This window comes from Streptomyces halobius, assembly GCF_023277745.1.
Classification (GTDB): Bacteria; Actinomycetota; Actinomycetes; order Streptomycetales; family Streptomycetaceae; genus Streptomyces; species Streptomyces halobius.
Genome location: NZ_CP086322.1, coordinates 374,746 through 389,462, shown reverse-complemented (window position 1 = coordinate 389,462; position 14,717 = coordinate 374,746). Strand labels below are relative to the sequence as shown.

The window sequence follows — 14,717 nt, the reverse complement described above, 5'->3', positions numbered from 1 at the left end:
TCCGACCGCCGCACGCTGACCGCCCCCGGCGAGGCGGGCCCTGACGAAGATCACAAAGGTGCGGGCCCGGATACGCCGCCGCGTGTGGAGTCTGCTGCACTTGCGGCCGGGCGGCCTCCCGTGGCTGGTCGTGGCGGGCAAGCGGCCGAGTGGCTGGATCGTCGGCGACATCGACTCCACCATCGTCGCGGCACGCGCCCGGCACACTGTGAGGGCCGCACTGGCCCCTGCTCACGCAATCGCCTGCCTCCCCCCGTTCACACACCGGAGCACCCCAAGTGCTCCGGCGTACGTCCGGTCCCCGCGGATGTCCACCGACCCCTTGCGCCCTGCACCGCTGCCACTCCGCCGCCGGACGCCTTCGTTTAATCACAGATGGTGGCGGGGGGAGTGGTGTATCGCATTGACCCGCCATTCTCTCTTGACGAAACGGGGAGCTCCTTATGCGAGCGTGTGACCCATCGGTCATAGCGGGATTCGGTGTGGCCTTTCCGGCGGTTGTCCACCGTCAGGAAGAGGCCGTCTGCTATCCGCTGGAGCGGGATACGGAAAATCGGCTCGCGCGGCGGATCGCCGCGAACTCCGGCATCTCGCCGCCGCCACCTGGCGGTGAGCCTGTCGCACGAAGACATCACGCACTGGTCCACGGCTGTGCGGATGCGCCGCTATCAGGAGGAGGCGCTGCCACTCGCTGAGCCTCACCGACGTGCACGGGTGGACGGTGCACCCCTGGAGGGAGCCGCATCATCGATGCCGTCGAAAGCAGCCTCGGCCTCGCCCCCGACGCCGTCGCCGCCTCCTGGTACGTGCTGCGCGAGCACGGCAACTGCGTCTTCGCCGGCCTGCCTCCGGTGATGGAGGAACTGCAGCGCCGCACACCCCTGGCAGCCGGGCAGCACGGCATAGCCATGGCTTTCGGACCTGCCTGACCTTCCATGCAGCGTTGCTCCTCGGCGTCTGACCATCCACGAAAGGCCTCACAGTCGATGCCCTCCGAAACGGATGTGCCCCTGGCCCTGGACAACATGGCCATCAGCGACCTGCTGTTCTCCTTCGCCCGATGCCTCGACGAAGGACTTCGACGGCTATACGGCCCTCCTTCACCGAGAAGGCATCCATATGACTCCGGTGTGGCCGGCGCACGGCTCTTCCCGGCCGACCCGACCTGAGTTCCGGTCCGTTCCGATCGGCGTGAACAAGCCGGCAAGGACACGCAGGAACAGAACATGGACGTGCCGTCGGCCGACGCTGTGGTGCCCCGCCCACGCCGTCGCGGAATCCGAGTGAGCCCCGCAGGGAGCCGCCATGCCCGACGCCGTCGCCGAAACCCCGACCGACCGTCCGACCAGCGATCCTCCACCCGGGCAGCGGGCCGGCCGCTCCCGGCTGGCCGCCTTCGCCCGGAGCCTGGTCCGCCGTCGCATCCCGGTGCTGCTGGCCACGCTTGTCGTGGCGGCGGTCGCGGTCCCCTTCGCCGTAGGCGTCGCCGGCCGGCTGTCCAGCGGTGGCTTCACCGACCCGGCAGCCCAGTCCGCCGAGGCAGATGAGTTCCTCGCCGAACGCTTCGGCGCCGGTGTCTCCAACCTGGTGCTGCTCGCCCGCGCCCCCGGATCGGTCGACGACCCGGCAGCGGCGGCCGCAGGGCGGGACCTCACCCTGCGGGTCGCCCGGATGCCCGGAGTGCTGTCGGCCGGGGCGTACTGGACGACGCCGGACGCCACGCCGCTGAGGGCCCGGAACGGGCGCTCGGCGCTGGTACTCGTCCGGCTGGGCGGCGGCGAGGACGAGGTACGGACAACCGCCAAGCGCCTGGTACCTCGGTTCACGGGCCGTCAGGGTGTGCTGCGGGTCTCGGCCGCCGGGCGCGCGCAGGTGGCGGTGGAGATCCAGCGGCACAGCGAGAAGGACCTCCTCAAGGCCGAGGCGTTCGCCACCCCTTTCGTACTGCTCATCCTGTTGCTCGTGTTCGGCAGCGCGGTGGCGGCGGCCCTGCCCCTGCTCGTCGGACTGCTGGCCGTCCTCGGCACCTTCCTGGTGCTGCGGGTGCTGTCCACCGTGACCTCGGTGTCGGTCTTCGCCACCAACATCACCACCGCGCTCGGGCTCGGACTGGCCGTCGACTACAGCCTGTTCATCATCACCCGCTACCGGGAGGAACTCGCCCGTGGCCGCGGCACCACCGAGGCGATCGCCGAGAGCGTCAGGACCGCCGGACGTACCGTGCTGTTCTCCGCGCTGACGGTCGCGCTGTCCCTCACGGCCCTGCTGGTCTTCCCGCTGTACTTCCTGCGTTCCCTGGCCTGCGCCGGTATGGCGGTGGTCGCGCTGGCGGCTCTGGCCGCCCTGGTGGTGCTGCCCGCCGCTCTCGCCCTGCTCGGGCCACGCAGTGACGCTCTCGATATGCGGCCGCCGCTGCGGCGGCTGTTCCCGCGGACGGCACAGCGGGACCGGAACCGGGACGGTGGGGAGGAGAGCGGGTTCTGGCACCGCCTCGCCACCCGGGCCATGCGGCGTCCCGTTCTGTACGCCGTAGGCGTCGTCGGCGTGCTCGTCGTGTTCGGGCTGCCCTTCGGCCGGGCGTCGTTCGGCCTGGCCGACGACCGGGTCCTGCCCGCCGACGCGGCCGCGCACCGCACGGCACAGCAGCTGCGGGAGCAGTTCGCGAGCCGCGAGTCCGGGGCCCTGTCCGTCGTACTGCCGGCCGTCGACGCCACGGGCTCCGCACAGCGGATCGACGCCTACGCGGCCCACCTGTCGGGACCGCCGGACGTCGCCCGCGTCGACACCGCCACCGGTTCCTACGAGCGGGGCCGGCGAAGCGCCCCCGCCGGTCCGGCCTCCGCACGGTTCACCGCCCCTGGTGCCACCTGGCTGTCGGTGGTGCCGTCCGTCGAGCCGTACTCCGCCGCCGGAACGAAGCTCGTACAGCGGCTGCGGACGGCCGACCGGGCCCCGGGGGCGGTGCTCGTCGGCGGCGAGCCCGCACAGCTCGTCGACACCCGCGACGCCCTCGCCTCCCGGACACGCGAAGCCGCGCTGATCATCGGCGGGACGCCCTGCTGCTGCTCCTCCTGCTGATCCCGGTCGAGGCGGTGCTGCTCAACCTGCTGAGCCTGACCGCGACCTTCGGCGCCATGGTGTACGTCTTCCAGGAAGGCCACCTGCGCTGGCTCGTCGGCGACTTCACCGTGACCGGCATGGTGAACATCACCATGCCGGTGCTGATGTTCTGCGTCGCCTTCGGCCTCTCCATGGACTACGAGGTGTTCCTGCTCTCCCGGATCAAGGAGGCGTACGCCGAGACCGGCGACAACACCCGCGCCGTCGCCGCCGGGCTGGAACGCACCGGACGCCTGGTCACCGCGGCTGCCGCGCTCGTCGCCGTCGTCATGATCGCCCTGGCCACATCCGGGATCACCTTGCTGAAGCTGCTGGGCGTGGGGCTCGCGCTCGCCGTCCTCATGGACGCCACGCTGGTGCGCGGCATCCTCGTGTCGGCCGTGATGCGGCTCGCGGGGCGGGCCAACTGGTGGGCGCCCGCCTCGCTGCATCGTCTGCACGCTCGACTGGAGCCGCCACCAGGAGACAGGCTTCGCGCGGCGACGAACTCCACGCCTGGCACAAGCCGTTCGCGGTGAGAACGGTCCCGTGCGCCGCGCGGATCGCGCAGCCTGGTGTTTGCCTTGGCGCGCACACCTCCCGCATGATCTCTGCACGGCACGCCACTCACATCAACCACGTCATCTCGAACGCCTCCATCCAGTACAAGGGTGAGCGAGCCGGGGTTCCGTTCGTCCGGGCCGATCCCGCCTACACGAGCCAGATGCCCATCCCGGCCCCCGTGGTCGTGTGGGGTCGATGAGACGGGGGTGACAGAGGAACGGAGGCCCGGGGCCGCGATGCGGCCTCGGTGGGGCTCCGGCCGTGTCCGGCCGCATCCGACAGGACGCCAGAACGGGCGCCGCCTCGTTCCGGATGAGGGGGATGCCTGCACGCCACGATGGCGCGCAGGCATCCCCGGGCGGGGCCGGTCGGGCCTTCCCGCTCCTGTGCAGTGCGCGTCGTGGAGTTCGCTTACTCAGCTCGCGCCGTGTAGTGCGCTTCAAAGGCGGCGAGATCGGTCTCGTACTGCCACTGCAGCGCGGCCTTGGGGCTGGCGAGGAGCAGAGACCGGCAGATGGGGGTGAGGTGTCCGGTACGCGGGTCGCTGGTGGCGCAGGCCCAGGTGGGTCGGTGGTCGCCGGGGGAGCGCCACAGGCTGCGGCCTTGGATGAAGGCATGTTCCAGCGAGGTGCGGGCGCTGTCGCGCAACTGCCGGTAGGTCAGACCGTGAACTCTGGTGGCCCGCTGGTATTCGTGGGTGATGTCGACACGGGAGACACCCTGGTCGTCGGTGGACAGGGCGACCGGAACCCGGACGGCCAGATAGCGGCGCAGCGGGTGTTCGGGGCCGCAGACTTCGAGGATCTGGCAGTTGCTGGTCAGCGGCGCTTCTACCACTACGTGTCGGCGGGCCATGGTGCGCAGCAGCTGTTGTGGCCGGTCTTCGTACATGACGTCCACGCCGTGCCCGATACGTTCCGCTTGCGCGGTCTCGACGGCGTCGCGGATGTGGAAGCGCAAGTCCTGGCGCGGCACGAGGCGTTCGGTGAGTTCGCCGGCGTGCAGGGTGACGTGCGCCGCGTGGTAGACGCTGCGGAGGTAGCGGATCATGCGCATGTGCAGGCGGTAATCGCGCAGGCCGAGCGGATGGTCCTCGGCCTGCACCAGGTTGACGCCCACATAGCGGGGATCGTGTTCGGCGAGTTCGAAGCCGGCGAGCAGCTCGGTGAAGACGTACTTCGGGTCGTAGGTCCGTCCGACCTGGAAGTCGAAGCGCACCTTCACTTCACAGGCGGGCTGTGCATTCGCCGTCCCGCAGCCCAGCGCAGCGCGGTGTTCGGCGAGTTCGGAGTCGGTTTCCTCCTTGGCGGCCTGGATGATCCGCTTCATCCGCGCGTCGGCGAGCAGGAAGGCGCGCATGCGGGGGAGGTCGGGATTCCATTCGACGCTGTCGGCGAGCCCGACCAGGGCCGGGCTCTGCGGGGTGAACAGCGGCTCGACGTAACTCTGGTGGTTCGCGGCGGCGACCTTGGTCACCTCTGCCAGCAGGCGGCCCCGATGTGCGCCGGTCACGGCCTTGAACTTGCTGAAGGCGGCGAAGAAGTGGTCGTGTCCCGACTCGCCGCTGGTGTCCTTGAAGTCCTCCATGGACCAGGCGCGGATCACCTTCTGACGGAAGTCGTGGTCGCTGATGGCTTCCTGGGCCGGGCGTGCACCGGACGGGCAGGGCGCCGCCACCGCCTTGAACGTGGTGCGGTCGATGCACAGTCCGTCGTCCGCGGCGAAGGCGATGAGCGACTCGGTCGGCACCGCGCCCGACAGGTGTGTGTGCAGATCCCCGCCCTTGGGCATCGACCGCAGGAAATCCCGCAACCGCGCCGGGTTGTCCCGCACTTGTTCGAAGTACCGCTCGACACCGGCCTCCCGAACCGGCCACGGGCGACTGGCTGTGGGGTCGTTCTGCGAGAGGGCTGAGGACGGCGTGCTGGGCATCGCCACGAGCGCGGCGGCCGCGGCCCCGGCGAGGAACGCTGCCGACAGGCGCGCGGCGGGGCCGCGCTTGCGTGAGGGAGCCGATCCTGGTCGGCGGACATGAGGAATGTTCACCCGGAAAGAGGTAGCGGATCTGCGTCGGATCCTCACTGTATGTGGAGGAGCGTCACCCGATCGGTGACGCGCAGAGCGGGGTTCCTGTCGCGAACTCTGGGCGCTGGGCGGTGCGTTGGATGCTTGCTCCCAGTTCTCCAGTTCCCAGTTCTCTGGTTCTCCTGTTTTCGGTGCATGCTCAGCAGTTCAGAAGAGGGGTGTTCCATTAAGCATTTGCCTAAAAGCTTTAGGTAAATGCAATACTGGGCTCAGTCGATGAGTGGAAGGGCAAGGTCATGGCACGTGCAGGGCTGACCGCGGAACGCCTGACCCGGACAGGGGCGGAGCTGGCCGACGAGGTCGGCTTCGACCAGGTGACCGTTTCCGCGCTCGCCAGACGGTTCGACGTCAAGGTCGCGAGCCTGTACTCGCACCTGAGGAATTCCCAGGACCTCAAGACCAGGATCGCCCTGCTCGCCCTGGAGGAGCTCGCCGACCGGGCCGCCGACGCCCTGGCCGGACGGGCCGGCAAGGACGCCCTGACCGCCTTCGCGAACGTCTACCGCGACTACGCCCGGGAGCATCCCGGCCGCTACGCCGCAGCACAGCTCCGGCTCGACCCGGAGACGGCGGCCGTCAGTGCCGGCGGCAGACACGCACAGATGACGCGGGCGATCCTGCGCGGCTACGACCTGACGGAGCCGGACCAGACGCACGCCGTGCGGCTGCTGGGCAGCGTCTTCCACGGCTACGTCAGCCTGGAGATGGGTGGCGGATTCAGCCACAGCGCCCCGGACTCGCAGGAGACGTGGTCACGGGTCCTGGGCGCCCTCGACGCCCTGCTGCGGAACTGGCCCGCGCCCTGACCGGACCCGCCGCACCAGCCGGAGCCCGTCACGCGCGCGACGCGTCGGTGTATCCGGACAACCTCAACGCTTTGATCAACAGGCCGGGACGACCATGCACACCACCGAGCACCACTGGATCACCACACCCATCACCGCGGACATCCTGCGCGGCGCCCTCGACCTGGAGCACACCGAGCACGGCGTGCTCCCGCACCGGCTGCCCGCTCGGGCCCGCGCCCAGTGCGTCGACGGACAACTCGCCATGGCGGAATCCCAACCCTCCGGCGTGCGGCTGGTCTTCCGGACCCGGGCGACCGCCGTCGAGCTGGACACGCTGCCCACCAAGCGGGTCTACGTGGGCGTCCCGCCCCGCCCCGAAGGCGTGTACGACCTGCTCGTCGACGGCCGTCCGGCCGGCCGGGCCGGCGTGACCGGCGGCAACACCCTCACCATCGACTTGACCACCGGGACCGCCGAGCACCAGGCCGGCCCGGTCGGCACCCTCCGCTTCACCGACCTGCCCGACAGCGTCAAGAACGTCGAGATCTGGCTGCCGCACAACGAGACCACCGAGCTCGTCGCGCTGCGCACCGATGCCCCCATCGAGCCCGCACCGGACGGGGACCGCAAAGTGTGGCTGCACCATGGCAGTTCGATCAGCCACGGCTCCGACGCCGCGAGCCCCACCGCCACCTGGCCCGCACTCGCCGCCACCCTCGGCGGCGTGGCACTGATCAACCTGGGTCTGGGCGGCAGCGCCCTGCTGGACCCGTTCACCGCCCGCGCGATGCGGGACACCCCCGCCGACCTGATCAGCCTCAAGGTCGGCATCAACCTGGTCAACGCCGACCTGATGCGCCTGCGCGCCTTCACGCCCGCCGTCCACGGCTTCCTGGACACCATCCGCGAAGGCCACCCCGCCGCACCGCTGCTGGTCGTCTCGCCCATCCTGTGCCCCATCCACGAAGACACTCCCGGCCCCGGGGCTTTTGACCTCGGCGCGCTCAGTACCGGAAAGCTGCGGTTCCGGGCCACCGGCGACCCTGCCGAACGCGCCGCCGGGAAACTGACGCTCAACGTCATCCAGGAGGAGCTGGCCCGGATCGTCGAGCAGCGGGCGGACGAGGACCCGAACCTGCACTACCTCGACGGCCGCGAGCTCTACGGGCAGGCGGACTCCGCCGAGCTGCCGCTGCCCGACCAGCTCCATCCGGACGCCGCCACCCACCGCCGCATCGGCGAACGCTTCGCCGAACTGGCCTTCACCGCCGATGGCCCGTTCACAGACCGCAGTGCCTGACCGCCTCGGGGACGGCTGCCCGGACCCCTGCTGCGCGCCCCGGAACGGCATCCCCCCCCCGTACCGCCCCGGGATGGCATCACCCCGTACGCGCTCCGGGATGGCATCACCCCCGTACGCGCCCCGGAAGGGGCTTCCCCCTCAAGACCACGGTGAACCGGATGCTCGGGTCGACCACATGTGACAGCGAGGCGGCGGGCGTTGCCCCGCCGTCCGCCGATGGATGTGGCGGGAGATGGATGTGGGGGGAGTGCCGCGGCCGGGCCAGTCAGCCTCCCAGACCCGCGTCCCGGGCCAGCAGTGCCGCCTGAACCCGGTTCTCGCAGCCCAGCTTGGCCAGGATCCGGCTCACGTACGTCTTGACCGTCGCTTCGCTCATGTGGAGCCGTCGGCCGGCGTCCGCGTTGGTCTCACCGTGACGGTACGCAGACGCCTGCAGGGCTGCTGGGGACGCGGACCGGTCGGGGGGCGGCGACGGATCGTCTGGCGTTGTTGCTGTTGGTGCTGGAGTCGCGTGCGACGGGTGTGGTGCGGCTGTGTGGCGGTGCGGTGGATGAGCATGGCCGCATGGCGGCGACGATCGCGCGGCTGCTGGGCTGTTCGTCTGCAGCCGGTGCTCAGGTCCTGGACCGGCTGCAGACGGCCGGGGTCATAGAGACCCGGGAGACGCCAGGCGGGCGGGAGCAGTTGGTGATCCCGGCGGTGGAGGCCGCGTACGGGGAGATGCGCCGGATCCGGCGCGCGGAGGGCCGTCCCGGATGTCTGGTTCCGCGTTCCCGACGGGTTGATCAAACTGCAGGACGGGATCAGATCCCGGCTCAGACGGCGAAACCGCAGGTCGACAGGGGTAAATCATGCTCTGAGATGGATGGTGCTTCTGCAGGACTTCACGCTGATCACTCACCTGTGGCTCAGGTAGGAGGTGGGAGTGAGGGTTGTGTTGGCTCTTCCGGCTACGGCCGTGGGGGGTGTTGTGGTCTGCCGGAATGCGCGTACGCACGCGAGGACCAGGCCGCAGACACGGGCGCCGCCGCTGCGCCCGTTCCGACATCCGGTGGTGCGGACGGCCCGCTGCGCGGGGAGAAGCCAAAGACATTCCCCGTCCCCATGCAGCCCGGGGGTCCGGAGCAGACCGCGGACGGCGGAGCCCCTGGGGGTGAGCAGGATGCCGCTGCCCGGCTGCTGTCCGCCTTGGGCGGACGTCGCGGCGGCGGGCTACGGGGGAGGGTCCCCCGGCCGCATCGTGAGCTGCAGGTCGCCCTGGCTCCCGTTGAGGCGGTGTGGGATCGGCTGGAGCGGGCCAGCGCCCGTCATGTGGTGGAGAAGGCGACCTCCGCTGAGCTGCGGCGCGTCGCCGCCTGGGTCGGTGCCGGCTGTGCCGAGGGCTACCTCGGCCGTCGGCTGACGCGCCGTCTGACCGCCCAGCGGGGCCGTGCCTCGGGTGTAAAAGACCCGGTGGGCTGGCTGCTGGGCCGGGGCCTGCCCCGGCTCAGCGAATGCGGCGACGCCGGGTGCGACGAGGGCGTGCGGATGGACACCGGCGCCGACTGCGACGTGTGCGACTACCTTGTCGGCAAACGCCGTGCACTGCGCCGCCGGATCACGGCAGAGGTCGATGCCGAGATGCCCGACGCCACGTGGGCCGAACGCCGAAAGGCGGCCGAGAACCGTCTCGGTGAGGCTGTGGGCGCCGAGCTTGAGCGGGCCGAAGAACAGCGCAAGCAGAACGCTGCCGCCGAGGCCGAGGCCGCCGCCACTGCGGAACAGGCACGAGCCGAGGCCGAAGCGGCCGAGCGGGCTCGGCGCACGCTGCCGTGCGAGCACTGCGGTGAACCCGAAGCTGGCGGCCTGTGTGGAGTATGCCGCGAACACCGCGAGACCGAGAAGCTGATCGAGCAGGCTGTCACCGCGGTCGCAGCCGGCTGCGGAGACCCTGACGACTCCTACCTCACCACCGCCCTCGCCGCCCACGCCGAGGCCGCCCGCACCCGCGTCCAAGACGCCGTCGCCCAAGCCGGCGCGGGCGGGTGCCACCGACCTCATGTCCGCACTGGCCGGACGGTTGAAGGCCCAGGACATCCTCGACGAGTACCGCGCTCACGCTCTGAACACACTCGCCAAGAGCCACCAGGCGGTCGCCGAGGCCAAGCAAGCCGGACGGGCGAAACTGCGCCACCAGCCCCGGTACGCCGTGACCGAGGACACCGAGCAGACCGCAGCCGACGCAGCCGAGCAGGCCCGCGCCCGCACCGTCGACTACCTGCTCAATACCCGCACGAGGGCGTGGCTCACCTCCCGGCAACCGGCCCCGAGCAAGCCCCCGGCGCAGGGGCAGACAGCGGTGTACCAGGCCGGTGCCGCCAAGGCCCGCGCCGCCACCACCACCGCCCCCACCTCCCTGCAGGCGAAGGCGGAGGCTTCGCCGGGCACACCGCGCAGTACCCGCGTCAGGCGTCTGGACCGCGTGGAGGTGGACCACATGCCGGCAACAGCGCAGGCGGAGGCGACGGCACGACTGCGGGCACAGATCGCCGCGGAAATGCCCAGCTTGGCGGCCATCACCGCCGCCCACCACGGAGTGACCTACGAAGTGCCCAAGGCCGGGTCTCCCTCATGACCCGCCGGAGCCCGACCGTTGCGGTCGACGTGACGGCCCGTAGCGCAAGGCCGGTCTGGATCCGCAGTTCCAGGCCCGTTGTATCGGTGAGACGAGTCCGGCTACTGGCGGGGGCTCGATGCTTCGGCGAAGGCGTGATCGGCTGCGGCGATATCGCGCCCGGTCTGGCTTGCGGCGCATGCGGCGCGCGGTCAGCGCCGCCCGCTTCACCCGCGCCTGAACCGCGCGGGCCTGGCCAAGCTCCCCACCTAATGGGAGCTACGGGGCCGGGGAATGCTCGGTTCCGTAGCCGCCAGCAGGTGAGCACTATCGCCGCCGGAAGCAGTCGAGTTCTGGTGTCAGACCGTGCCCCTGCTGGTGGCCGGGAGGCCAGACCGCTGATGGGGTGGCGTGCCCGCCCCGCGGGGCGTGAGCACTGGATCCATTAGGCCGCGCGCCGTGCCTTCCGCAGGCTACGACGCGCAACGAGAACACACTTGGGGAGGGTTTGTTGCTGCTGATCGGTGACGACTGGGCCGAAGACCACCACGACGTCGAGCTCCAGGACGAGGCCGGCCGCAAGCTGGCCACCGCGAACCTGCCCGAAGGAGTCGCCGGCATCGCCAGGCTCCACGAACTCATCGCCCGTCACGGCGGTGAGCTGGATCCTGGGGAGGTGGTCGTCGGGATCGAGACCGACCGGGGCTCGTGGGTCCAGGCCCTGGTTGCCTCCGGCTACCAGGTCTACGCGATCAATCCCCGGCAGGTGGCCCGGTTCAAGGAGCGGTACGCCTCCTCGGGGGCCAAGAGCGACAAGGGTGACGCGCACGCGCTCGCCGACATGGTCCGCATCGACCGCGACCAGCTGCGGCCGGTGGCCGGAGACAGCGGCCAGGCCCAGGCCGTCAAGGTCGTCGCCCGCGCCCACCAGACCCTGATCTGGGAACGAACCCGCACCTTCCAGCGGCTACGCAGCACGCTGCGCGAGTACTTTCCCGCCGCCCTGACCGCCTACGCCGACCTGACTCTGACCAGCTCCGACGCCATGGAACTGCTGATCAAGGCGCCCACGTCGGCCACGGCGGCGAAGCTGACCCGCACTCAGGTCACGGCCGTCCTGGCCCGGCATCGCCGACGCAACCGCGACGCGAAGGCGGCCACCATCCAGGCCGCGCTCCGCGAGCGACAGCTCGCCCTGCCCGGGCAGGTCACCGCAGCCTACGCGGCAGCCGTGACCGCTCACGCGCGGCTGATCATCGCGCTGAACGAGCAGATCACCGGGATGGAAGAGCAGGTGAAGGCGCATTTTCTCGCGCACCCGGACGCTGAGATCTACCTCTCGATGCCCGGCATCGGGGAGATCACCGGGGCCCGGGTGCTCGCCGAGTTCGGAGATGATCCCACCCGTTACGCCTCCGCGAAGGCACGCAAGAACTATGCCGGGACCAGCCCCGTCACCCGGGCCTCTGGCAAGAGCCGCACCGTCCAGGCCCGATACGTCCGCAACAACCGTCTCGCCGATGCCCTCCAGCGCCAGGCGTTCTGCGCCCTGCGGGCGTCCCCCGGCGCCCGCCGCTACTACGACAAACAACGCGCCCGTGACATCGACTACAACCCGGCCCTGCGACAGGTCGGCAACCGCCTCGTCGGCATCCTCCACGGCTGCCTCAAAACACGAACCCGCTACGACGAAGCGACCGCATGGTCGCACCACGCCCAACCCCATGCCGCTTGACCTTCAACGACATGGGGTGTCTGACACGCCGTGCGGCCCCGGGACATGCACAACCCGGGGCCGGTCCCAACTCCCCAGAAGGCAACCGGCCAGCCGCGACCGGCAATGGCGAGGGAAGTCAAGACGTGGGCCACGCTCCGGCTGCGCGTCGAGAAGACCACCGCGACCGGCACCCGCCCGGCCACGGTCCCGGGGGTGCTCGCGGACTTGGCGCTAGAACCGCAGTCCGGCGCACTCCCGGAAATCCGGGGCACGCGGACGCACATGTTCCTGCAGGAAGGTGACCATCCCTTCTCGGGCCGCCAGCAACTGTGCCAGGACCGGATCACGATCCTCGTGCCGGACGGCAGCATCCAGCCGTAGCTGACTGGAGCTTGCTTGCCTCTGGGTGTCGGCAGGTGAACTCCGCAGAACCCCCGCCTGCTGAGCATCACGCTCGCTGGGCGGGAGTCTCTCTTTGTCTGATCAGCGGAGCTGATCCGGTCTGGTCTTCGAAAGATCACGTCCAGCGCCAGGAGTACAGCCATGAGCCAGCCCCTCGAACCCACTGATCCCCGACAGACGGAGCACATGCGCTGCGACTGCGTTCCGGACCTGGGGCCCGCGCACTGCCACCTGTGCTCCGAGATGACGGGGCGAGACGAGGTCTACCCGGGACCGCACTGTCCGACGCGCCATCGAGGCCGCCAAGGTCGCCTTCGAGGTGGCGGCGGGCTACGAGCACGCTGCGCCGGTGGTCCTGCACGCCAGCGAGTTCGTTCATGGCACAGTGAGCGCCGCGTTGCACGCACGCGCAGAGCAGATGCCGGAGCTGCCGCGGCACACGGTGCCCATTGCGGCGAGCTACAGCATCCGTGGCGCACACGCGGAGCTCGACGGCGTGACGTTCCCGTCTGCTGCCGGCCTCACCACCGCCGTGATCACCATCCGCACGGCCTACCCGATCGACCGGCTGACGCTGATCCCCGTGATCAGCCAGATCTCCCATGAAGTCGAGAGCACAGCCGAGGAGCAGGACGACGCCTACGTCGCCGAGAAGATCTACAACATCGAGGAAGGACCCAGCGCATGAACGCCACCACCAGCACCGCGGGTTCGACGTGGCGCGACCGCCCGCCAAGACGATCGGCCGGGTCCTGCTCACCCTCATGATCGCGACGAACGTGATCGTCCTCGCACCGGCGGCAGTCTTCTGCGTCATGACCGGTCAGTACACGCCGATCATCATCAGCATCGCCTTCAGCGGCGTGTGCTGGTGGATCCTCCTGCGTACCCTTCGGGCTCTTGCCGAGAAGCGCCGCGCGAGGAAAGCACTCATGAGCGCGACCCAGAACTGAAACCGCAGTCCAGATTCGATCCGAAAGAAGCACAGCGCCATGAGCACCAGCACCATCAGCACGAATGATCTTGCGAACCTTCAGGCCGGCGACAAGGTCGTCGTCAAGAGCCTCGACGAGAACACCGGAGAGTCCATCTGCACGGCCACCGTCCTCGACCGACGCGACGTCCCCGCCATCCCCGGCTGGGGAGGCCGGGAGGAAAAGACCCTGGTCCGACTGGGTAGTGGCTTCTGGTACGACCTGGTCACCGGGCTTCAGGACGACTCGGGGGCCACACGCATCGAACGGTGTGCCTGACACCCACCCTGAACGCCGAAGATCCCCGCGGAGACGTGCGCTCCACGGGGATCTTCTTTTCTCGCCGGCGGCCGACGGTGCTCCTACTTCTCCAGCTTCCAGGCGTGCTCGTATTCGGCAACGGCCATCATGAACTTCATCGAAAACAGCCCCTCGGCGGGGGACTCCGTGAGACTGCGCAGCGTCGCACCCTTCGCGATGATCAGCTCAACGACGGCCCGCATCGCCTCGAGGGTCCGTCCGAGCCTGTCGTACTGCCAGACGTCGACTTCGTCGCCGGCCTGCAGCTTCGCCACCAGCTCGCGCTGCCCGGGGCGGTCAGTGCCTGCGGTGGTTCCTGAGACGCCCTCGTCCGAGAAGATCCGGATCGTGCCGACTGCCTCCGTGATGGCGGCACACTGTCAAATCCGCGGATCCGTTCGCCGTCCGCACGTAGCCAAAGGTCCTCGTCGGCTGATGCGGCTCCGTGACGCTGTGCAGCGTCGCGCCCTTCTCCTCGATCGCCGCGGCAGCGTCGTCGCCCACGACCTCGCGGTTGAAGACGGTCACCTCGTCGCCCGGCTCCAGGTCCGCGACCATCTCGGCCAGGACCGGACGGTCGGGATCCGTCGGTTCCTGAAGCAGCCTTGCGGGTTCGATCTGCATCGCGCAGGCCGCCCCACGATGATGGCGCGCTGCTGGTCCGCAGACTGGTCTGCGCCTGTCACGTTCTTCCGCACGTATCCGAAGCTCGTCATGCTTTGATTTTCTCATACCCGCATTTCTGACCGCAGAAAGAACAGCGCCATGCCTCGCACCGTCGAATCCATCCTGGAAAACTCCTCAGGGGGGAAGGGACCGACCATAAAAGGTCGGCGGTGATTACCTCGCTTTCGAATCCTTGCGGTAAAGCGGCTGAACGCCAAATTCCGCA

At 69.7% G+C, this 14,717-nt stretch carries 17 protein-coding genes and 1 pseudogene; 13 read left to right on the top strand and 5 right to left on the bottom strand.

Annotated features, from left to right (window positions below; all coding sequences use genetic code 11):
- Nucleotides 1-743: 743 nt before the first annotated feature.
- From K9S39_RS42670 to K9S39_RS01710, 5 genes are all read left to right on the top strand, one after another.
- Nucleotides 744-929: a hypothetical protein gene (locus K9S39_RS42670; protein WP_406708115.1), complete on the top strand. Its 186-nt coding sequence runs from the start codon at nucleotides 744-746 to the stop codon at nucleotides 927-929.
- 57 nt (nucleotides 930-986) lie between these two features.
- On the top strand, nucleotides 987-1,169 hold the full coding sequence (locus K9S39_RS01725) for a hypothetical protein (protein ID WP_248861543.1): 183 nt from the start codon (nucleotides 987-989) through the stop codon (nucleotides 1,167-1,169).
- Between the two features lie 136 nt (nucleotides 1,170-1,305).
- Complete coding sequence (locus K9S39_RS01720) at nucleotides 1,306-3,078, top strand: MMPL family transporter (protein WP_248861542.1); 1,773 nt, start codon at nucleotides 1,306-1,308, stop codon at nucleotides 3,076-3,078.
- Nucleotides 3,079-3,092: 14 nt separating this feature from the next.
- Nucleotides 3,093-3,638, top strand: coding sequence for an MMPL family transporter (locus K9S39_RS01715; RefSeq protein WP_248861541.1), 546 nt, complete (start codon nucleotides 3,093-3,095; stop codon nucleotides 3,636-3,638).
- A 65-nt stretch (nucleotides 3,639-3,703) separates the two neighbouring features.
- On the top strand, nucleotides 3,704-3,862 hold the full coding sequence (locus tag K9S39_RS01710) for a transposase (protein WP_248861540.1): 159 nt from the start codon (nucleotides 3,704-3,706) through the stop codon (nucleotides 3,860-3,862).
- Nucleotides 3,863-4,074: 212 nt separating this feature from the next.
- On the opposite strand, the gene K9S39_RS01705 is transcribed toward K9S39_RS01710, so the two are convergent.
- Nucleotides 4,075-5,709 carry an adenosine deaminase family protein gene (locus tag K9S39_RS01705; RefSeq protein ID WP_248861539.1) on the bottom strand — a complete coding sequence of 545 codons (1,635 nt, stop codon included), beginning with the start codon at nucleotides 5,707-5,709 and terminating at the stop codon, nucleotides 4,075-4,077.
- A 275-nt stretch (nucleotides 5,710-5,984) separates the two neighbouring features.
- On the opposite strand from K9S39_RS01705, the gene K9S39_RS01700 reads away from it, so the two are divergent.
- Entirely contained in the window at nucleotides 5,985-6,554 is a 570-nt protein-coding gene (locus K9S39_RS01700; protein WP_248861538.1) for a TetR/AcrR family transcriptional regulator, read from the top strand.
- A 94-nt stretch (nucleotides 6,555-6,648) separates the two neighbouring features.
- Entirely contained in the window at nucleotides 6,649-7,836 is a 1,188-nt protein-coding gene (locus K9S39_RS01695) for a GDSL-type esterase/lipase family protein (protein WP_248861537.1), read from the top strand.
- 268 nt (nucleotides 7,837-8,104) lie between these two features.
- Here the strand turns inward: K9S39_RS01695 and K9S39_RS01690 are convergent.
- Both K9S39_RS01690 and K9S39_RS01685 read right to left on the bottom strand, forming a co-directional pair.
- Nucleotides 8,105-8,251: pseudogene (locus K9S39_RS01690) on the bottom strand (response regulator transcription factor); the annotation flags it as partial.
- 800 nt (nucleotides 8,252-9,051) lie between these two features.
- Nucleotides 9,052-9,879: a hypothetical protein gene (locus tag K9S39_RS01685; RefSeq protein ID WP_248861536.1), complete on the bottom strand. Its 828-nt coding sequence runs from the start codon at nucleotides 9,877-9,879 to the stop codon at nucleotides 9,052-9,054.
- On the opposite strand from K9S39_RS01685, the gene K9S39_RS01680 reads away from it, so the two are divergent.
- From K9S39_RS01680 to K9S39_RS01655, 6 genes are all read left to right on the top strand, one after another.
- A complete protein-coding gene (locus tag K9S39_RS01680) occupies nucleotides 9,878-10,453 on the top strand; it encodes a hypothetical protein (protein ID WP_248861535.1) in 576 nt (191 codons plus the stop codon). The genes K9S39_RS01685 and K9S39_RS01680 overlap by 2 nt on opposite strands.
- A 490-nt stretch (nucleotides 10,454-10,943) precedes the next feature.
- The gene (locus tag K9S39_RS01675; protein WP_248861321.1) at nucleotides 10,944-12,167 is read left to right on the top strand and encodes an IS110 family RNA-guided transposase; all 1,224 of its coding nucleotides are present in this window, start codon (nucleotides 10,944-10,946) and stop codon (nucleotides 12,165-12,167) included.
- A gap of 105 nt (nucleotides 12,168-12,272) precedes the next feature.
- Complete coding sequence (locus K9S39_RS01670) at nucleotides 12,273-12,530, top strand: hypothetical protein (RefSeq protein WP_248861534.1); 258 nt, start codon at nucleotides 12,273-12,275, stop codon at nucleotides 12,528-12,530.
- A 418-nt stretch (nucleotides 12,531-12,948) separates the two neighbouring features.
- Nucleotides 12,949-13,239: a hypothetical protein gene (locus K9S39_RS01665; protein WP_248861533.1), complete on the top strand. Its 291-nt coding sequence runs from the start codon at nucleotides 12,949-12,951 to the stop codon at nucleotides 13,237-13,239.
- A gap of 76 nt (nucleotides 13,240-13,315) precedes the next feature.
- The gene (locus K9S39_RS01660) at nucleotides 13,316-13,504 is read left to right on the top strand and encodes a hypothetical protein (RefSeq protein ID WP_248861532.1); all 189 of its coding nucleotides are present in this window, start codon (nucleotides 13,316-13,318) and stop codon (nucleotides 13,502-13,504) included.
- Between the two features lie 39 nt (nucleotides 13,505-13,543).
- Nucleotides 13,544-13,804 carry a hypothetical protein gene (locus K9S39_RS01655; protein WP_248861531.1) on the top strand — a complete coding sequence of 87 codons (261 nt, stop codon included), beginning with the start codon at nucleotides 13,544-13,546 and terminating at the stop codon, nucleotides 13,802-13,804.
- Between the two features lie 83 nt (nucleotides 13,805-13,887).
- Here K9S39_RS01655 and K9S39_RS01650 read toward each other — a convergent pair whose 3' ends face one another.
- Together K9S39_RS01650 and K9S39_RS01645 are read right to left on the bottom strand one after the other, a co-directional pair.
- A complete protein-coding gene (locus K9S39_RS01650; protein WP_248868556.1) occupies nucleotides 13,888-14,166 on the bottom strand; it encodes a recombinase family protein in 279 nt (92 codons plus the stop codon).
- Nucleotides 14,123-14,449 carry a recombinase family protein gene (locus tag K9S39_RS01645; RefSeq protein WP_248861530.1) on the bottom strand — a complete coding sequence of 109 codons (327 nt, stop codon included), beginning with the start codon at nucleotides 14,447-14,449 and terminating at the stop codon, nucleotides 14,123-14,125. The genes K9S39_RS01650 and K9S39_RS01645 overlap by 44 nt, the downstream gene beginning before the upstream one ends.
- Between the last annotated feature and the right edge of the window lie 268 nt (nucleotides 14,450-14,717).